General features: G+C 74.9%; 19 protein-coding genes. 18 read left to right on the forward strand and 1 reads right to left on the reverse strand.

Features of this window, described 5'->3' with window-relative positions:
* Position 1 precedes the first annotated feature (1 nt).
* From ACFQ8E_RS00400 to ACFQ8E_RS00475, 16 genes are all read left to right on the forward strand, one after another.
* A complete protein-coding gene (locus ACFQ8E_RS00400; RefSeq protein WP_430548588.1) occupies positions 2-490 on the forward strand; it encodes a DUF3180 domain-containing protein in 489 nt (162 codons plus the stop codon).
* A 121-nt stretch (positions 491-611) separates the two neighbouring features.
* The gene (locus tag ACFQ8E_RS00405) at positions 612-1,136 is read left to right on the forward strand and encodes a PH domain-containing protein (protein ID WP_430548589.1); all 525 of its coding nucleotides are present in this window, start codon (positions 612-614) and stop codon (positions 1,134-1,136) included.
* Positions 1,133-2,752: a PH domain-containing protein gene (locus ACFQ8E_RS00410; RefSeq protein WP_430548590.1), complete on the forward strand. Its 1,620-nt coding sequence runs from the start codon at positions 1,133-1,135 to the stop codon at positions 2,750-2,752. Before ACFQ8E_RS00405 ends, ACFQ8E_RS00410 begins: the two co-directional genes overlap by 4 nt.
* On the forward strand, positions 2,749-3,750 hold the full coding sequence (locus ACFQ8E_RS00415; protein ID WP_430548591.1) for a Rossmann-like and DUF2520 domain-containing protein: 1,002 nt from the start codon (positions 2,749-2,751) through the stop codon (positions 3,748-3,750). Before ACFQ8E_RS00410 ends, ACFQ8E_RS00415 begins: the two co-directional genes overlap by 4 nt.
* Entirely contained in the window at positions 3,747-4,688 is a 942-nt protein-coding gene (panC, locus tag ACFQ8E_RS00420; RefSeq protein ID WP_430548592.1) for a pantoate--beta-alanine ligase, read from the forward strand. The genes ACFQ8E_RS00415 and panC overlap by 4 nt, the downstream gene beginning before the upstream one ends.
* Positions 4,689-4,726: 38 nt before the next feature.
* Positions 4,727-5,140, forward strand: coding sequence for an aspartate 1-decarboxylase (panD, locus tag ACFQ8E_RS00425; RefSeq protein ID WP_429766833.1), 414 nt, complete (start codon positions 4,727-4,729; stop codon positions 5,138-5,140).
* 43 nt (positions 5,141-5,183) lie between these two features.
* Positions 5,184-6,878, forward strand: a complete 1,695-nt coding sequence (locus ACFQ8E_RS00430; RefSeq protein WP_430548593.1) for an L-aspartate oxidase — start codon at positions 5,184-5,186, stop codon at positions 6,876-6,878.
* A gap of 126 nt (positions 6,879-7,004) precedes the next feature.
* Complete coding sequence (gene nadC / locus ACFQ8E_RS00435) at positions 7,005-7,952, forward strand: carboxylating nicotinate-nucleotide diphosphorylase (protein WP_430549026.1); 948 nt, start codon at positions 7,005-7,007, stop codon at positions 7,950-7,952.
* A gap of 132 nt (positions 7,953-8,084) precedes the next feature.
* Entirely contained in the window at positions 8,085-9,545 is a 1,461-nt protein-coding gene (gene lysS, locus ACFQ8E_RS00440; RefSeq protein WP_430549027.1) for a lysine--tRNA ligase, read from the forward strand.
* Between the two features lie 14 nt (positions 9,546-9,559).
* Positions 9,560-9,736, forward strand: coding sequence for a hypothetical protein (locus ACFQ8E_RS00445; protein ID WP_430548594.1), 177 nt, complete (start codon positions 9,560-9,562; stop codon positions 9,734-9,736).
* Between the two features lie 101 nt (positions 9,737-9,837).
* The gene (locus ACFQ8E_RS00450) at positions 9,838-10,173 is read left to right on the forward strand and encodes an Lsr2 family protein (protein WP_430548595.1); all 336 of its coding nucleotides are present in this window, start codon (positions 9,838-9,840) and stop codon (positions 10,171-10,173) included.
* A 95-nt stretch (positions 10,174-10,268) separates the two neighbouring features.
* Positions 10,269-11,363, forward strand: a complete 1,095-nt coding sequence (locus ACFQ8E_RS00455; protein WP_430548596.1) for a lactonase family protein — start codon at positions 10,269-10,271, stop codon at positions 11,361-11,363.
* Positions 11,363-12,712 (forward strand): D-inositol-3-phosphate glycosyltransferase, encoded by a 1,350-nt coding sequence (gene mshA / locus ACFQ8E_RS00460; protein WP_430548597.1) that lies wholly within the window; start codon positions 11,363-11,365, stop codon positions 12,710-12,712. The genes ACFQ8E_RS00455 and mshA overlap by 1 nt, the downstream gene beginning before the upstream one ends.
* A gap of 53 nt (positions 12,713-12,765) precedes the next feature.
* Positions 12,766-13,206 carry a nitroreductase family deazaflavin-dependent oxidoreductase gene (locus tag ACFQ8E_RS00465; protein WP_430548598.1) on the forward strand — a complete coding sequence of 147 codons (441 nt, stop codon included), beginning with the start codon at positions 12,766-12,768 and terminating at the stop codon, positions 13,204-13,206.
* An 81-nt stretch (positions 13,207-13,287) separates the two neighbouring features.
* Complete coding sequence (locus ACFQ8E_RS00470) at positions 13,288-14,028, forward strand: phosphoglyceromutase (RefSeq protein WP_430548599.1); 741 nt, start codon at positions 13,288-13,290, stop codon at positions 14,026-14,028.
* A 79-nt stretch (positions 14,029-14,107) separates the two neighbouring features.
* The gene (locus ACFQ8E_RS00475; RefSeq protein WP_430548600.1) at positions 14,108-15,157 is read left to right on the forward strand and encodes a DUF4037 domain-containing protein; all 1,050 of its coding nucleotides are present in this window, start codon (positions 14,108-14,110) and stop codon (positions 15,155-15,157) included.
* Between the two features lie 47 nt (positions 15,158-15,204).
* Here ACFQ8E_RS00475 and phoU read toward each other — a convergent pair whose 3' ends face one another.
* On the reverse strand, positions 15,205-15,870 hold the full coding sequence (gene phoU, locus ACFQ8E_RS00480) for a phosphate signaling complex protein PhoU (RefSeq protein WP_430548601.1): 666 nt from the start codon (positions 15,868-15,870) through the stop codon (positions 15,205-15,207).
* A 170-nt stretch (positions 15,871-16,040) separates the two neighbouring features.
* On the opposite strand from phoU, the gene ACFQ8E_RS00485 reads away from it, so the two are divergent.
* A complete protein-coding gene (locus tag ACFQ8E_RS00485) occupies positions 16,041-17,321 on the forward strand; it encodes a sensor histidine kinase (protein ID WP_430548602.1) in 1,281 nt (426 codons plus the stop codon).
* The gene (locus ACFQ8E_RS00490) at positions 17,318-18,034 is read left to right on the forward strand and encodes a response regulator (RefSeq protein WP_430548603.1); all 717 of its coding nucleotides are present in this window, start codon (positions 17,318-17,320) and stop codon (positions 18,032-18,034) included. The genes ACFQ8E_RS00485 and ACFQ8E_RS00490 overlap by 4 nt, the downstream gene beginning before the upstream one ends.
* Positions 18,035-18,219 lie beyond the last annotated feature (185 nt).

Below are 18,219 nucleotides of genomic sequence, written 5' to 3' on the forward strand. Positions count from 1 at the left end.
GATGCGCCGCACCTCCGTCCGCCTCCTCGCCGCCGTCGCCGCCGCAGTGGCGGTCGGCGGCGCAGGGCTGCTCCGGCTGCTCGAGTCGCGCGGCGTCTACCTGCCCACGGTCGCGTGGGTGGAGGACGTCGCGATGCTCGCGCTGGCGGGCGTCATCTTCTGGATGGGCTGGGCGGTGCGGGCGTACCAGAAGGGCGACCGCCCGGACCTCGACCCGCTGCGCGCGGCCCGCACGTTCGTGCTGGCCAAGGCGGGGGCGCTGACCGGCGCGCTGCTCGCCGGGCGGTACGTCGCGAGCGTGCTCGTCGTGCTGGGGCAGCTGCAGATCGAGGCGCGCCGCGACCAGGCTGTCGCCGCCGGCATCGCCGCGGCGTGCGCGGTGGTGCTGTGCGTGGTGGGGCTGGTCGTGGAGAAGTTCTGCCAGCTGCCGCCGTCCGACGACTCCGACGGCGGGGACGCCGAGGAGCACGCGGACCCCCTGCCGTCGTGACCGACTCCCGCCGTCGGCGTCCGTGACGGCCGGGCCTCGTCCGGAGGTCGGACGCGGGACGGCGCGGTAGGGCCGGTCGGACGATGTGGCCGGCCGTGGCGCGGATGGAAGGATGGACCCCATGACCAGCATCCCCGCGGGCGCGGACCCGTCGACCACGCGGCAGACCGGTCCCTTCGACCCGCCGGGCGTCACGTGGCAGCGCGTGTCGCCACGGCTCGTCCCGGCGCGCCTGATCTCGACGTCCGTGACCCTCGCCGTGCCGATCGTCGCGGGCGCGGTGCTCGCCCTGCTCGTCTCGCCGTGGTTCTGGCTGCTCGCCGGGGTGCCGGCCGCGCTGCTGGTGTGGGCCGTGCTGCTCGTGCCGCGCCAGGTCCGCGCGATCGGGTACGCGGAGCGCGACGACGACCTGCTGATCCGCAAGGGCATCATGTTCCGCACCCTCGTCGTCGTGCCCTACGGGCGCATGCAGTACGTGGACGTGGAGGCGGGCCCGCTGGACCGCAAGCTCGGCATCGCGAAGGTGCAGCTGCACACCGCGTCGGCCAGCACCGACGCGGACATCCCCGGCCTCGTGCCCGACGAGGCGGAGCGCCTGCGCGACCGCCTCACCGCGCGGGGCGAGGCCAGGCTGGCGGGCCTGTGAGCGAGCCGACCCGCGCGCCGACCGCCGAGCCGGCCCGGCAGGAGCAGGAGTGGCGCCGCGTGCACCCGGTCACGCCGTTCGTGCGGGGCTGGGCGGCGGTGGTGGCGATCCTCGTCATCGGCGGCCAGCAGGTGCTCGACGACGTCTCGAACGCGATCGAGGCGGTCGACTCGATCCGCAGCCTCTGGTGGGCGCTGATCCTCGGGCTGGTGCTGCTCGTCGCGATCATCTTCGGCTACGCGGCGCTGGCGTGGCGCATGACGGCGTACGCGGTGGACGACGACGCCGTGCGGCTGCGCAAGGGCATCCTGTTCCGCCAGCAGCGGCACGCCCGCCTCGACCGGCTCCAGGCGATCGACGTGCGCCAGCCGCTGCTCGCGCGGCTGTTCGGGCTGGCGGAGCTGCGGCTGGAGGTGGCGGGCGGCTCCGACTCGGGCGTGGCCATCGGCTTCCTCAAGGAGGCGGACGCGCAGCGTCTGCGCGCGGACCTGCTCGCCCGTGCGGCGGGGGTGAAGGCCGCCCGCCGCGACGACGTGCCGGGCGCGCAGCCCTCCGGGGCGGGCCCGGCGTCCGGCGACCCGGCGGCGCCCGCGGACCTGGCCGACGCCGGGCCCACCGGGGCGGGCCACCCGTCGGGCGGCGGGCCGGACGACGTCGCCCCCGAGGCGCCGGAGCGCCAGGTGTACGAGGTCCCGGCCACGCGCCTGCTGCTGTCGCTGCTGCGGATGCCGGGCGTGTGGATCGGCGTCCTGGTGCTGATCGGCGTCGGGGTGGCGGTCGCCGTCACCCGCGAGGTGAGCATCCTGTTCTCCGCGCTGCCCGCGATCCTCGGCGTCGGCGGCTACATCTTCCAGCGGTTCGCGGGCGAGTTCGGCTTCCGGGCCGCGCTGTCGCCGGACGGCATCCGGCTGCGCCACGGCCTGCTGGAGACGCGTGCGCAGACGATCCCGCCGGGCCGCGTGCAGGCGGTGTCGCTCACGCAGGGCCCGCTGTGGCGCGGGCCGGACTGGTGGCGCGTCAAGGTCAACGTGGCCGGCTACGGCGGCGGCGAGGGGCAGCAGCAGGGCGAGCAGCAGCACGTGCTGCTGCCGGTCGGTCCCCGCGAGGAGGCGCTCACGGCGCTCTGGCTCGTGCTGCCCGACCTCGAGGTCGAGAACCCCGACGACACGCTGGCGCTGCTCGACGAGGCCCTCACCGGCGACGCCCGCACGGACCGCTGGTTCGTCACCAGCCCCCGGAGCGCCCGCCTGCTCGACCCGTGGAGCTGGCGCCGCAACGGCTACGCCGTCACGGGGCGCGCCCTGCTGGCGCGCGGGGGCCGCTTCGTGCGCTCGCTCGAGGTCGTGCCGCACGAGCGCACCCAGTCCCTCGGCATCGAGCAGGGACCCTGGCAGCGGCGGCGCGGTCTCGCGTCGTTCGTGCTGCACTCGACGCCCGGCCCGATCAGCCCGGCCGTCCACCACCTCGCCGAGGACGAGGCGGCGCGGCTGCTCGGCGAGCAGTCGTCCCGCGCCCGTGCCGCCCGCGCCCACGCGGGGCCGGAGCGCTGGATGGAGGGGCAGATGCAGGGGCAGATGCAGGGGCAGACGGAGGGGCAGACGGAGGGACAAAGGTGAGCGCGCCCGACGACGACCGCCCGGACTCCGCACCACCGTCACCGCCGTCCGCGCGGCCCGGCCGCCTCGGCGTCGGCGTCGTCGGTGCCGGCCGAGTGGGCGCCGTGCTGGGCAGCGCGCTGCGCGCGGCGGGCCACACGGTGGTCGGCGCGAGCGGCGTCAGCGAGGAGTCGCGGGAACGGATCGCGACGCTCCTGCCGGGCGTGCCGCACCTCGAGGTGACCGACGTCGTGGAGCGCGCCGAGATGGTGCTGCTCGCGGTGCCCGACGACGCGCTCGCGGAGGTCGTGAGCGGTCTGGCGGCGCTCGGTGCGTGGCAGCCCGGGCAGCTCGTCGTCCACACGTCGGGCCGGTACGGCGTGGCCGTGCTCGACCCGGCGCGGAAGGCCGGCGCCATCCCGGTGGCGCTGCACCCGGCGATGACGTTCACGGGCACCTCGCTCGACCTGCACCGGCTGGAGGGCTGCACGTTCGCCGTCACGGCGCCCGCGGCCGTGCAACCCATCGGGCAGGCGCTCGTCGTCGAGGTCGGCGGGGAGCCGGTGATCGTCGCGGAGGAGGCCCGCGGGCTCTACCACGCGGCCCTCGCGCACGGCGCGAACCACCTCGTGGTGCTGGTGGCGCAGGCCGCCCAGGCGCTCGCGGCGGCCGGCGTCGAGCAGCCGGGCCGGGCGCTCGCGCCGCTCCTGTCCGCCGCGCTCGACGGCGCGACGCGCGCCGCGGACGTGTCCGACGGCCCGGGGGCGATCACGGCCCTCACCGGTCCGGTGTCGCGCGGCGACGTCGGCACGGTGCGCACGCACCTCGACGCCCTGCGGGCGCTGGCGGCCGGGACCGGCGCCACCGACGTGCCGGCGTCGTACACCGAGCTGTCGCGCGGTGCCACGAGCCGCGCGCTCGCGGCCCACCGCATCGACGACCGTGCGGCCCGCGAGCTGCTCGACGCCCTCGCGCCGCCGCCCGCGTCCCATCCCGACGACCCGCAGGAGCCCCGATGACCACCACCCCGCACACGCCCTCCGTCGTGAGCTCCCGGGCGGACCTGCACGACACGCTCGGGGCGTGGACGCTGTCCGGGCCGGAACCGACGGACCGCCGCGCCGTCGTCATGACGATGGGGGCGCTGCACGAGGGACACCTCCAGCTGGTGCGCGAGGCCCGCGAGGCCGCCGGCCCCACCGGCCAGGTGATCGTGACGATCTTCGTCAACCCGCTCCAGTTCGGGGCGGGGGAGGACCTCGATCGCTACCCGCGCGACCTGGACGGGGACGTCGCGAAGCTGGCGAGCGTCGGCGCGGACGTCGTCTTCGCGCCCACGCCCGACGTCGTCTACCCCGACGGCGACCCCATCGTGCGGGTGTCGGCGGGCCGGATCGGCGAGGTGCTGGAGGGCGAGTCGCGCCCCGGCCACCTCGACGGCGTGCTCACCGTGGTGCTCAAGCTCATGCACCTGACGCGCCCCGACGTCGCCCTGTTCGGGGAGAAGGACGCCCAGCAGCTGCTGGCCGTGCGCCGCATGGTGCGCGACCTGGACGTGGACGTCGAGGTGCTCGGCGTGCCGATCGTGCGCGACGCCGACGGGCTCGCGCTGTCGTCGCGCAACGCCTACCTGTCGGACGACGAGCGCGCCTCGGCGCTGGCCCTGTCGCGCGCGCTGCGGGCGGGCGCGGACGCGGCCGGCGACGGGCCGGAGGCGGTCGTCGAGGCGGCCTCGGGAATCCTGGACGGGGCGGCGGGCGTTGAGGTGGATTACCTCGCACTCGTCGACCCGACTACCGTGGACCCGGTGCCCGCGGACTTCCGCGGCCCCGCCCTCCTCCTCGTGGCGGCGCGTACGGGCGCCACCCGACTGATCGACAACCAGGCCGTGGACCTCGCCGGCAGCCCTGCCAGCGGCCCCGCTACCGGTGAGGACCCCCCAGGAGAACGCCAGTGACTGAGCACGCGAACCGCCCCGCCTCCCTGCAGCGGCCGATGATGATCGGCAAGATCCATCGCGCCACGGTGACGCAGGCGGACCTGCACTACGTCGGCTCGATCACCATCGACGCCGACCTCCTCGACGCGGCCGACCTCTACCCGGGCCAGCAGGTCGACGTGGTGGACGTCACCAACGGCGCCCGCCTCACGACCTACGTCATCCCGGGCGAGCGCGGCGGACGCCAGGTGAGCATCAACGGCGCGGCCGCGCACCTGGTGCACCCCGGGGACACCGTCATCGTCATCGCCTACGGGATGCTGTCCGACGCCGACGCGCGCACGTACTCGCCGGCGGTCGTCTTCGTCGACCCGGAGAACCGGATCGTCGAGCTCGACGACGACCCGGGCCAGGTGCCCGACGGCTTCGGCCTGGAGTCCAGCGGCGTGCCGTTCGCGGCCGTCCGGTGAGGGCCGGGGCCACGGCCGGGATCCCGACCAGGGCGCTCGCCCGGTGAACGGGCCGCGGCTCGCCCGCGCCCTCGCCGCCCCCGCCCCCGGCTGGACCACGTCCGCCGACGCGATCGTCGTCGGCACCGGCATCGCCGGCCTGACCGCGGCGCTGGAGCTGCGCTCGCGCGTGCCGCGGGTGCTGCTGGTGACCAAGGGCGCGCTGTCGTCCGGCTCCACGGTGTGGGCGCAGGGCGGCATCGCCGCGGCGCTGCACCCGGACGACACCCCCGACGCCCACCTCACGGACACGCTCGCCGCCGGGGGCGGCCTGAGCGACCCGGACGCCGTCCGGGTGCTCGTCACGGAGGGGCCGGACCGGGTGCGCGAGCTCGTCGCGCGCGGCACGTCGTTCGACGTCGGCCCGGACGGCGGCATCGCCCTCACCCGCGAGGGCGGGCACCGCGCGGACCGCATCGCGCACGCCGGCGGCGACGCGACGGGCGCCGAGATCTCCCGCGCGCTGATCGCGCAGATCGAGGCGGTGCGCGACGACCCGGGCATCGAGGTGCTCGAGAACGCGCTCGTGCTCGACGTCCTCACCGGCGCACCGGGCCCGGACGGGCGCCGGTCCGTCGCCGGGGTCACGCTGCACGTGCGCGGCGCCGGAAGCCGCGACGGCGTGGGGGCCGCGCTCGCGCCCGTGGTGGTGCTCGCGACGGGCGGCATCGGGCAGGTGTTCCGCTCGTCGACCAACCCGCCCGGCGCGACCGGGGACGGCATCGCCGCGGCGCTGCGCGCGGGCGCCGCCGTGGGCGACCTGGAGTTCGTCCAGTTCCACCCGACGGTCCTGTGGCAGGGCATGGGGGCCAAGGGGCAGCTGCCGCTCATCAGCGAGGCGGTGCGCGGCGAGGGCGCGCTGCTGCTCGACGTCGACGGGTCCCGCTTCATGCCCGCCGAGCACGAGCTGGCCGAGCTGGCGCCGCGGGACGTCGTCGCGCACGCCATCGTGCGGCGGATGGCCGCGACGAACGCCGACCACGTGCTGCTGGATGCCCGCCGCCTCGGGGCGGACTTCCTGCGCCGCCGGTTCCCGACCATCACGGCCCGCCTGCTGGACCAGGGCATCGACTGGACCGAGGAGCCCGTGCCGGTGGCGCCCGCGCAGCACTATCACTCGGGCGGCGTCGTGACCGACCCGCGCGGCCGCTCCTCGGTGCCCGGCCTGTACGCGGTCGGGGAGGTGGCGTGCACGGGCGTGCACGGCGCCAACCGGCTCGCGTCCAACTCGCTGCTCGAGGGCCTGGTCTTCGCGCACCGCGCCGCGCGCGACGTCGTGCGGCAGGTCGAGGACGGCGGGCCGCGTCGGGCCCCCGAGCCGGAGGAACGCCCCGGCGGGGCGGCGCTCGTCGCGGCGGCGGCCCGCTCGCGCGTGCAGCGGGCGACGTCGGACGGCGCCGGGCCGGTGCGGGCGGCGGAGTCGCTGGAGCGCGCGGCACAGGTGCTGGCCGCGGTCCGGACCGACGCCCACCGGGCCGCCGACGTCGTCGCCGACCCGCAGGTCGCCGAGTGGGAGACCACCACCGTGCACCAGGTCGCCAGCGCGCTGGTGCACGCCGCCCGGGTGCGCGAGGAGTCGCGCGGCGGCCACTTCCGGACCGACTTCCCCGCGCCCGACCCGGCCTGGCGGCGGCGCGTCACGCTCGCCCTCGACGAGGCCGGCACCCTCCGCGAGGTGGTCCGGAACCTGCCGAGGTAGCCCCCTTCTCCGCGAGGTAGTCCGGAACCTGCCGAGGTAGTTCGGGTCCCGCCGAGGTAGTCCGCGAACTACCTCGGCGGGTGGGGCGCGACCTCGCGGGCGGTAGCGTTGCGCAGCGTGACCGACGTGCGCCCCGACCCGAACCAGCCTGACCTGCCCGTGCACGACCAGCCGTCCGCCGTCGAGCCGGGGCTGGACGCCGCGTGGGTCGCCCGTGTCGTCGGGGCCGCGCTGGACGAGGACCTCGGCGCCGCGCCGGGCCGCGACGTGACGACGCAGGCCACGGTGCCGACGTCGGCCACGGGCACCGCGGACCTCGTCGCCCGGTCGGCGGGCACGGTCGCAGGGCTCGTCGTCGTGGGGGAGGTGCTGCGGCAGGTCGCCGGCCGCCTCGGCCTCCCGGCCCCCGCCGTGACGTTCCACGCGCAGGACGGCGACGCCGTCGCGCCGGGGCAGGTGCTCGCGTCGCTCGCGGGCCCCGTGCAGGTGCTGCTCGTCGCGGAGCGGACGCTGCTCAACCTCGCGTCCCGCGCGTCGGGCGTCGCGACGGCCACGGCGGCCTGGTCGCGCGAGCTCGCCGGCACCGGCGCCCAGGTGCTCGACACGCGCAAGACGACGCCGGGCCTGCGCGCCCTGGAGAAGTACGCCGTGCGTGCGGGCGGCGGCACCAACAAGCGCATGGGCCTGCACGACGTCGCGATGGTCAAGGACAACCACGTCGTCGCGGCGGGGTCGGTGCGCGGCGCGATCGACGCCGTCCGCCGCACCTTCCCCGACGTGCTGGTCCAGGTCGAGGCCGACACCACGGACCAGGCGATGGAGGCGCTCGACGCCGGCGCGGACTTCCTGCTGCTCGACAACATGCCCACGCCGGTCCTCGCCGCGACCGTCGTCGCGGTGCGCGAGCGGCAGGGCCGCGACGGGGTGCCCGAGCACGTCGAGCTCGAGGCCACAGGCAACCTCACCCTCGACCGCGCCCGCGAGGTCGCCGGCACCGGTGTGGACTACCTGTCCGTCGGCGCGCTCACGCACTCCGCCCCGATCCTCGACCTGGCGCTCGACCTGCGCGCATGATCTCGGCCCGGGGCGTCCTGACCCCGTCCGACCCCGCCGGGCGGGTGTGACGCGCGTCGCCCGTAGAATCGACGGGTGACCTCCGCGCAGAACCCTGACCCCGCCGTGCCCGCCGACGACCTCCCGGAGCAGATGCGCGTGCGCCGGGAGAAGCGCGACCGGCTGCTGGAGCAGGGCGTGGAGCCCTACCCGGTGAGCCTGCCGGTCACCCACTCGATCGCCGAGGTGCGGGCCGGATACGAGCACCTGGAGGCGGGCCAGGAGACCGACGACGTCGTGGGGGTGGCCGGCCGCGTCGTGTTCCTGCGCAACACGGGCAAGCTGTGCTTCGTCACGCTGCAGGACGGCGAGGGGCGTCGCCTGCAGGCGATGCTCAGCCTCAAGGAGGTCGGCGAGGAGTCGCTGGCGTCGTTCAAGACCGACGTCGACCTGGGCGACCACCTGTTCGTGCACGGCCGGGTGGGCTCCTCCCGGCGCGGCGAGCTGAGCGTGTTCGCCGACACCTGGGCGCTGGCGGCCAAGGCACTGCGGCCGCTGCCGGTGCTGCACAAGGACCTGTCGGAGGAGGCGCGGGTCCGGCAGCGGTACGTCGACCTCATCGCGCGGCCGGCGGCCCGCGAGATGGTCCGCACCCGCGCCGGCGTCGTCCGCTCGATGCGTGACAACTTCCACGACCGCGGGTTCCTCGAGATCGAGACGCCGATGCTCCAGACCATCGCGTCCGGCGCGTCGGCCCGCCCGTACCGCACGCACATGAACGCGTACGACATCGACCTCTTCCTGCGCATCGCGCCGGAGCTCTTCCTCAAGCGCGCGGTCGTCGGCGGTATCGAGAAGGTTTTCGAGATCAACCGTAACTTCCGTAACGAGGGCGCGGACTCGACGCACTCGCCGGAGTTCGCGATGCTCGAGGCATACGAGGCGTACGGCGACTACAACACGATCGGCGCACTCACCCAGGATCTCGTGCAGAAGGCCGCTCTCGACGTTCTCGGCACCACGACGGTGACCCTTCCGGACGGCGAGGAGTACGACCTCGGCGGCGAATGGGCGCAGATCACGATGTACGGATCCCTCTCGGAGGCGATCGGCGAGGAGATCACGCCCGGGACGACCGTCGACCATCTCCTGGCTCTCGCCGAGAAGGCCGAGATCTCGGTGGACCCGAAGAAGACGAACCACGGCAAGCTCGTCGAGGAGCTGTGGGAGCACCACGTGGGCGACGACCTCTACGCGCCGACGTTCGTGCGCGACTTCCCGGTCGAGACGTCGCCGCTGGTGCGCGCGCACCGCACGATCCCCGGCGTCGTCGAGAAGTGGGACCTGTACGTGCGCGGCTTCGAGCTGGCCACGGGGTACTCCGAGCTCGTGGACCCGGTCGTGCAGCGGCAGCGCTTCGAGGACCAGGCGCGCCTCGCCGCCGCGGGCGACGACGAGGCGATGGCGCTCGACGAGGACTTCCTCACCGCCATGGAGCACGCGATGCCGCCGTCGGGCGGCATGGGCATGGGCGTCGACCGGCTCCTCATGGCGCTCACCGGTCTCGGAATCCGCGAGACCATCCTTTTCCCGCTCGTCAAGCCGACGGCCTGAACGAAAGTCGACTCGTGGACACTTTTCTCGCGATCATGAGCGGGCTCGCCCCGTCGGTCGGCGTGGGCCTGCTGTTCTGGCTCGCGATGCGCAAGATCCTGCACGCGGACCGGAACGAGCGGATTGCGCTCGAGAGGATGGATGCCGAAGAGGCCGCCGCCGCGGCTGCCGCGGAAACGGAATCGCGCTGATTTCGGTTTCCTGATTCCAAAGAGGCGCGTTCGGATTGACAATCCGGTGAGGCGAGGGGCATTCTCACTCTGACCGCATATCGTGACCGAGGGGAATTCACGTGGTTCAGAAGCAGCAGATCGTCCTGATCGACGATATCGACGGGGGCGACGCCGACGAGACCGTCACCTTCGCGCTCGACGGGGTCTCGTACGAGATCGACCTCACGTCCAAGCACGCGGCAGAGCTCCGGGACGCGTTCGCCACCTGGATCGGTCACGGGCGCAAGACCACGACGCGGCTGGGCGGCGGCACGCGGAGCGCCGCCCGTCGCACCGGCACCGACCGTGCGCAGCTCGCCAAGATCCGCGAGTGGGCCCGCGAGAACGGCCACAAGGTGAGCGACCGCGGCCGCATCCCCAGCTCCGTCCTCACGGCCTACGAGGACGCGCACTGAAGGTCGCGCCCCGCACACGCACGACCCCCGACCGGGCTCCGGTCGGGGGTCGTCCGCGTTCCGGGGCGGCCGGCGCGCGGTCATAGGCTGAGGCCATGACGGAACGGGACGCGCGGGCGCAGCTCTGGGTCGGCACCTACCCGCAGCCGGGCGGTGGGCCGGGCAGCGGGGAGAGCATCTGGCGGGTCGCGCTGGACACGGACGGCGCGGTGCGGTCGGCGGTCCCGGCCGTGGCCGCGACGTCGCCCTCGTTCCTGGCGCTGCACCCGAGCGGGCGCACGCTCTACGCGGTGGGGGAGACCCCGGCCGGCACGGTCACGGCGTTCCGCGTGGAGGACGGCGACGACGGCGCGCGGCTCGCGCCGTCGGGCTCGCTCGCGTCCGGTGGTGACGACCCGTGCCACGTTCTCGCCCTCGGGGACACCGTGTGGGTCGCCAACTACGGCGACGGCGTCGCCGCCTCGGTGGACGTCGACCCGGCGACGGGCGACCTCGCGGCCGAGGGCGTCGTCGCGCACCCCGGTGTGGGCAGCGGGCCCGTCGTCGAGCGGCAGGCCGGCCCGCACGCGCACTTCGTGGCGGAGGCCGGGGCGGACGTCCTGGTGTGCGACCTCGGCGCCGACGTCGTGCGGCGGTACCCGGCCGCGGGCGCGGACGCGGCCGCCGCGGCCGACGTCGCCGCCGTCCTGCCGCCCGGCACCGGGCCGCGCCACCTCGTCCCGCTGCCGGACAGCTCGCTCGTCGTCGTCGGCGAGCTCGACGCCCGCGCGCACGTGCTGGTGCGCGACGGCGACGGGTGGACCCCCGCGACCTCCACCCCCGTCTCCCCGGCCGCCGCGCCGGGCCGCGACTTCCCCGCGCACGTCACGCTGAGCGCCGACGGCGCCCGCCTGCACGTCGGCCTCCGGGGCGCGGACGTGCTCGCCGTCCTCGCGGTGGGGACGGACGGCGGCACGCCCGTCCTGGAGCACCTGGCCGACGTCCCGCTCGGCGACGGGGCCTGGCCCCGCCACCACGCCGTCCTGTCGTCCACGCCCCAGGGCTCGGGGTCGGCCGCCGAGACGGTCGTCGTCGCGCTGCAGGGCCGCAGCGAGCTCGTGACGGTCCGGGTCGACCCTGCGACGGGCGCGGGCGAGGTGGTGGCGCGGCACGCGCTCCCGACGCCTCCCGCCTGCGTGCTGGAGTCCTGATGACCACCCCCGGCGACGGCGCGCGGCCCGGGCCGCGGGTGGCGATGCTGTCGGTGCACACCTCGCCCCTCGACCAGCCCGGCACCGGTGACGCGGGCGGCATGAACGTCTACGTCATGGAGCTGGCCCGCGCCCTGGCCCGCCGGGGGGCGGAGATCGAGATCTTCACGCGCGCGACGGCGTCCGCGCAGCCGCGCTGGGTCGACGTGGAGCCGGGCATCCGCGTCGTGCACGTGGCCGCCGGCCCGTACGAGGGGCTGGACAAGAACGACCTGCCCGGCCAGCTCTGCGCCTTCACCGCCGGCGTCCTGCGCGCCGAGGCGCACCGCCCGCCGCACTGGTACGACGTCGTGCACAGCCACTACTGGCTGTCGGGGCAGGTGGGCTGGCTGGCGGCCGAGCGCTGGGACGTCCCGCTCGTGCACACCATGCACACCATGGCTCGCGTGAAGAACGCGGCGCTCGCCCCCGGGGACACGCCGGAGCCCGTGGGCCGGATCGTGGGGGAGGAGCAGGTGGTCGAGGCCGCCGACGGGCTCGTCGCCTCGACCCGCGAGGAGGCCCGCGACCTCGAGCAGGAGTACCGCGCCGACCCGGACCGCGTGCACGTCGTGGCGCCCGGCGTCGACCTCGAGGTCTTCCGCCCGCTGGACCCGGCCCCGGGCCAGGACGCCTGCGACGTGCGACGAGACCTGCGCGAGCGGCTCGGCCTGCCGACCGACCGGAAGATCGTGCTGTTCGCCGGCCGCGTCCAGCTCCTCAAGGGCCCGGACGTGCTGGTCCGCGCGCTCGGCGTGCTGGCCGACCACGCCAGCTCCGACGACGCGACGCGCGCCGAGGCGTGGTGCGACGGCGGCGGGTCGAGGGTGCCGACGCTCGTCGTGCTGGGCGGGGCGAGCGGGCGGGCGACGGCGGTGCGCGAGCTCGAGGCGCTGGCCCACCAGGTCGGCGTCTCCGACCACCTCGACGTGCGGCCGCCGGTGCCGCGCGAGGAGCTGGTCGACTACCTGCGCGCGGCGGACGTCGTCGCGGTGCCGTCGCACAACGAGTCGTTCGGCCTGGTCGCCGCCGAGGCGCAGGCGGCGGGCACCCCCGTCGTCGCGGCAGCGGTGGGCGGGCTCCAGACGGTCGTGGTGGACGGGTCGTCCGGCGTCCTCGTGCCCGACCACAGCCCGTGGACCTGGGCGCGCGAGCTCGGCGACCTCCTCGCCGACGACGAGCGCCGCGCCCGCCTGGCCGCCGGCGCCCGCCGCGCCAGCGAGCGGTTCAGCTGGGACCGCGCCGCCGCGGCGATGCTCGACGTGTACGCCCAGGCGGCGAAGGTCCACGGGGCACGGGCGGCCCGGTAGCCCGCCCCGGGCGGGCCGGGAATGGATCGCCCGGGCGCGGCATTGCACGGGGCATGCCGATCACCGGAGAGTACGTCCCCAGCCCGTCCGCGCGCGCCGCGAACCAGGTCGAGCAGTACGAGAGCTCGGGCGGCACGAAGGGCACGACGATGCGCGGGATGCCCGTCGTCATCCTCACGACCGTGGGCGCGAAGACGGGTGCGCTCCGCAAGGCGCCGCTGATGCGCGTGGAGCACGAGGGCGCGTACGCCGTCGTCGCGTCGCTGGGCGGCGCCCCGAAGCACCCGGTCTGGTACTTCAACGTCCTGGCGAACCCGCGGGTCGAGCTGCAGGACGGCCCGGAGAAGCACGAGTACGTCGCGCGCGAGGTCACCGGCGACGAGAAGAAGCTCTGGTGGGAGCGGTCGGTCGCCGCGTACCCCGACTACGCCGACTACCAGACGAAGACCGACCGGCAGATCCCCGTCTTCGTGCTGGAGCGCGCCGACTCCTGAGACATGCCTGGTGCGGACGCCGGCGTCCCGGGATCCGACCCGCGGTGCGGGCGCCGGCGTCCAGCAGGCAGGATGGACCCCATGACCTACACCCTCGTGCTGCTCCGCCACGGCGAGAGCGAGTGGAACGCGAAGAACCTCTTCACCGGCTGGGTGGACGTGCCGCTGTCGGAGAAGGGCACCGCGGAGGCGACGCGCGGCGGCGAGCTGCTCAAGGAGTCGGGCGTCACCCCCGACGTCGTGCACACGTCGCTGCTGCGCCGCGCCATCAACACGGCGAACCTGGCCCTCGACGCCGCCGACCGCCACTGGATCCCGGTCAAGCGCAACTGGCGCCTCAACGAGCGCCACTACGGCGACCTGCAGGGCAAGGACAAGAAGCAGGTGCGCGACCAGTACGGCGAGGAGCAGTTCATGCTCTGGCGCCGCTCCTACGACGTGCCGCCGCCCGAGATCGAGCTCGGCTCGGAGTTCTCCCAGGACTCGGACGTGCGCTACGCCGGCGAGCCCATCCCGCGCGCGGAGGCCCTCAAGCAGGTGCTCGACCGGGCCCTGCCGTACTGGGACGGCGAGATCGTGCCGGACCTCAAGGCGGGCAAGACCGTCCTCGTCGCCGCGCACGGCAACTCGCTGCGCGCGATCGTCAAGCACCTCGACGGCGTCGACGACCAGACCATCGCCGGGCTCAACATCCCCACCGGCATCCCGCTGGTCTACGAGCTCGACGAGGAGACGCTGAAGCCGACCAACCCGGGCGGCACGTACCTCGACCCCGAAGCCGCGAAGGACGCCATCGCGGCGGTCGCGAACCAGGGCAAGTGACGCTCGCCCGCTGACGACGAACCCCCGGGTCCCGGACAAGGGCCCGGGGGTTCGTCGTCCCCGCTGGCAGCATGGCCGGGTGACCACCGCGACCACCGGCACCGGCCTCGCCCGCGCCTTCCACGACGACGTCGTCCGCCCCCTGCTGGTGGCGTGGCGGCCCGGCCTCCGGTACGCCGCGGGCCGGCTCGGCAGCGGGTCCGACGTGCTCGGGCTCGACGACGAGACGTCGCGCGACCACGACTGGGGGCTGCGGCTCACGCTGCTCGCGGACGACGAGGACGTCGCGGCCGTCGACGCCCACCTGGAGGCCGCGCTGCCGGCCGAGCACGCGGGCCTGCCGGTGCGGTTCGCCACGACCTGGGACCCGGTGGTGCGCCATCGTGTCGAGGTCGCCACCCCGCGCGGGTTCGCGGCGTCGCGGCTCGGCCTCGACCCGACGACCGACCTCGACGCCGCGGGCTGGCTGGCGCTCACCGGGCAGAGCGTGCTGGAGGTGACCGCCGGTGCCGTCTTCCACGACGGTCCCGGAGAGCTGACCGCGATCCGGGCGCGGCTCGCCTGGTACCCCGACGACGTGTGGCTGCACGTGCTCGCCGCCGAGTGGGCGCGGATCGGCCAGGAGCTGCCGTTCGTCGGACGCACCGGGGTGCGGGGGGACGACGCCGGCTCGAGGGTGCTCGCGGCCCGGCTGGCGGGCTCGCTCCTGCGGCTCGGCCTGCTGCTGGAGCGGCGGTGGCCGCCCTATCCCAAGTGGCTCGGCACCGCGTTCGCGGGCACGCCGTCGGCGCAGACGGCGGGCCCGCACCTGGACCGGGCGCTCGCGGCCACGACGTGGCAGGAGCGCGACGCCGCGCTGGGCGCCGCGTGCGACGCGCTGCACGAGCGCCAGCGCGAGGTCGGGCTGCCGGCCCTCGACGGCCCCGCGACGGAGGCGTTCTTCGACCGCCCGTCCCGCGGCCTGCGCGGCGTCCCCGAGCTGTTGGGAGGCGCCGCCGGGGATGCCGTGCGCGGCCTGCCCGCCGCCGTCGAGCAGTGGGTGGACGCCGTCGACGTCCTGACGGATGCGCGACGGCGCGTCGCGCTGGTCCGCGGCCTCGCCGAGGTAGCACCGATCCCGCCGAGGTAGTCCGGTACCCCGGCCGGAACGGCACTGCCTCGCGGCACGCGGGTGGTTCAGGCGTCGGCGCGCGCGTGCTCGTCGTCGAAGTTGCCGGTGACGAGGAAGGTGATGCGACGCGCGACGGAGACGCCGTGGTCGCCGAACCGCTCGTAGTAGCGGCCGAGCAGCGTGACGTCGACCGTCTGCTGCGTGGTGCCGGGCCACTCGGGGTCGAGCGTCGCGGCGAAGGTGTCCTGGTGCAGGGCGTCGAGGAGGTCGTCGTCCTGCTGCACCTCGGCGGCGAGCGCGACGTCGCGCGTGGCGAGCAGCGCCGTCGTGCGCTGGGCGACGTGCACCGCCGCGCCGTGCATCTTGACGAACGTCTCGCGCGCGGGCTCGGGCACGGCCTGGGCGGGGTACCGTCCGCGGGCGATCTCGGCGACGTGCCGGGCGAGGTCGCCCATGCGCTCGAGCGAGGCGCTGATGCGTAGCGCCGAGATGACGACCCGGAGATCGGTCGCGACGGGCTGCTGCTGCGCCAGCAGGTGCACGCAGCGCTCGTCGAGCTCGCTCTCGAGCCGGTCGATCGCGTGGTCGGAGGCGATCACCTCCTGCGCGAGCTGGTGGTCGGCCTCCAGCAGGGCGTCGCCCGCGCGCCGGATGGCCGACTCGACGAGCCGGCTCATCTCGATGAGGTCGTCACCGACCTGGCGCAGCTCGGCCTCGAAGATCTCTCGCATCGCTGTCCTCTCGGGGTAAAAGGTCTGCGGCGAGCCTGACACGCCCCGTGGACGCGCCGGGGGCGCCCAGGTGAACTCCGGGCGGGTCGAAGGTGAACAGTGGGCGACGGCTCGCTGAGCAGTTCCGCTCCGCGACGGATTCCCGGGGCACCGCGACCTACGCTTGCCACGTGGACGGAATCATCCAGGGTGTGACCGCGGTCGTCGCGGGCATCATCGGAGTCGTGGTGGGCGTGGTCGCGACCCTCGCCTTCCGGTTCTCCGAGCATGCCCAGCGCCGGTCGCCCGAGGCAGCCCCCGCCGAGCTCGACGAGGGGCTCGTCCGCGTGCTCGCGGTGCTGCGCTCGGCGGCGGTGGTCCTGGACGAGGAGGACGACGTCGTGCGGGCGTCGCCGCCGGCGTACGCGCTGGGCGTGGTGCGCAACGACGCCCTGCAGCACCCGGCGATCGTCGACCTGGTGCGCGAGGTGCGCCGCGACGGCGTGATCCGCGAGAAGGAGCTGGAGCTGCCGCGCGGCCCGATCGGGTCGGGCACGGTGCTGCTGCAGGTCCGCGTCGCGCCGGTCGGCCCCGACAAGCTGCTCGTCCTCGCCGAGGACCGCACCGAGGCCCGCCGGGTCGAGGCCATCCGCCGCGACTTCGTCGTCAACGTCTCGCACGAGCTCAAGACGCCGGTCGGGGCGCTCGCCCTGCTGGCCGAGACGGTGCAGGACGCCGCGGACGACCCGGTCGCGGTGCGCCGCTTCGCCGAGCGGATGCAGGCGGAGGCGCAGCGCCTGTCCGCCCTGGTGCACGAGATCATCGAGCTGTCCCGCCTGCAGGTCGCGGGCGCACTGCAGGAGGTCACGACGATCCCGGTGCGCGACGTCGTCGCCGAGGCGGTGGACCGCGCCCGCACCACCGCGCAGGCGAAGAACATCGCGATCACGGTCGGCGGCTCGTCCGACGTCCTCGTGTACGGCGACCACAACCTCCTCGTCACCGCGGTGCGCAACCTGCTCGACAACGCCGTCGCCTACTCCCCGGAGAACACCCGCGTGGGCGTGGGGGTGCGCGTGCGCCGCGGCCTGGTCGAGATCGACGTCGTCGACCAGGGCGTGGGGATCGCCGCCGACGAGCAGGACCGCGTGTTCGAGCGCTTCTACCGCGTCGACCCGGCGCGCTCGCGCGACACGGGCGGCACCGGGCTGGGCCTGAGCATCGTCAAGCACGTGGCGGCCGACCACGGCGGCGACGTGCAGATCTGGTCCGAGCCCGGCAAGGGCTCGACGTTCACCCTGCGCATCCCCGCGGCCGACGTGCCCCAGGAGATCCCGCGGGACGCCCCCGAGGACGTCCCCGGTCAGGCCGGTCAGGCGACCGAGCAGCACCTCCATCAGCACGCCCATCAGCACGCCCATCAGCACAACCAGCACACCCATGGCACGACGGACGAGGAGGTAGGTGCGTGACGCGCATCCTGGTGGTCGAGGACGAGGAGTCCTATCGGGACCCCCTGACATATCAGCTCACCCGCGAGGGGTTCGAGGTCGTGGAGGCTTCGAACGGGGTCGACGCGCTGGCCGCCTACGACGACGGCGGCGCGGACCTGGTGCTGCTCGACCTCATGCTGCCCGGCCTGTCCGGCACGGAGGTGTGCCGGGAGCTGCGGCAGCGCGGCGACGTGCCCGTCATCATGCTCACGGCCAAGGACTCGGAGATCGACAAGGTCGTGGGGCTCGAGCTCGGCGCCGACGACTACGTCACCAAGCCGTACTCCTTCCGCGAGCTGCTGGCCCGCATGCGCGCGGTGATGCGCCGGCGCGGCCCGGCGGCCCCCGAGGCGTCGTCGAACGGGCACGACGACGACGGCGAGCCCGTGCTCGAGGTCGGCCCGGTGCGGATGGACGTGGAGCGCCACACGGTGACCGTGGGCGGTGACGCGGTGTCGCTGCCGCTCAAGGAGTTCGACCTGCTGGAGCTGCTGCTGCGCAACGCCGGCCGGGTGCTCACCCGCGGTCAGCTCATCGACCGCGTCTGGGGCGCGGACTACGTGGGCGACACGAAGACGCTCGACGTTCACGTGAAGCGGATCCGGTCCAAGATCGAGGCCGACCCGGGCGCCCCGCAGCTCCTGCTCACCGTCCGCGGCCTGGGCTACAAGCTCGCGGACGAGCCTGCCTAGATCGCCGAGGTAGCACGAAGATCGCCGAGGTAGTTCGGGGCGGCCCACGCTTCTGCGGGCCGCCCCGAACTACCTCGGCGGAACTCGTGCTACCTCGGCGGAACTCGTGCTATCTCGGCGGCTGGTGACCAGCCGCCCTGCACTGTTCACCCCTCGTTCACCTGCTCCTGGGTCCCGAGCCACCT

The sequence above is a fragment of the Isoptericola sp. NPDC056573 genome, from assembly GCF_042793335.1.
Lineage (GTDB): Bacteria > Actinomycetota > Actinomycetes > Actinomycetales > Cellulomonadaceae > Isoptericola.

Coding starts and splice junctions, on each gene's coding strand:
- ACFQ8E_RS00400 (WP_430548588.1), top strand. CDS start 2: ATGCGCCGCACCTCCGTCCGCCTCCTCGCCGCCGTCGCCGCCGCAGTG.
- ACFQ8E_RS00405 (WP_430548589.1), top strand. CDS start 612: ATGACCAGCATCCCCGCGGGCGCGGACCCGTCGACCACGCGGCAGACC.
- panC (WP_430548592.1), top strand. CDS start 3,747: ATGACCACCACCCCGCACACGCCCTCCGTCGTGAGCTCCCGGGCGGAC.
- panD (WP_429766833.1), top strand. CDS start 4,727: ATGATGATCGGCAAGATCCATCGCGCCACGGTGACGCAGGCGGACCTG.
- lysS (WP_430549027.1), top strand. CDS start 8,085: ATGCGCGTGCGCCGGGAGAAGCGCGACCGGCTGCTGGAGCAGGGCGTG.
- ACFQ8E_RS00455 (WP_430548596.1), top strand. CDS start 10,269: ATGACGGAACGGGACGCGCGGGCGCAGCTCTGGGTCGGCACCTACCCG.
- mshA (WP_430548597.1), top strand. CDS start 11,363: ATGACCACCCCCGGCGACGGCGCGCGGCCCGGGCCGCGGGTGGCGATG.
- ACFQ8E_RS00465 (WP_430548598.1), top strand. CDS start 12,766: ATGCCGATCACCGGAGAGTACGTCCCCAGCCCGTCCGCGCGCGCCGCG.
- ACFQ8E_RS00470 (WP_430548599.1), top strand. CDS start 13,288: ATGACCTACACCCTCGTGCTGCTCCGCCACGGCGAGAGCGAGTGGAAC.
- phoU (WP_430548601.1), bottom strand. CDS start 15,870: ATGCGAGAGATCTTCGAGGCCGAGCTGCGCCAGGTCGGTGACGACCTC.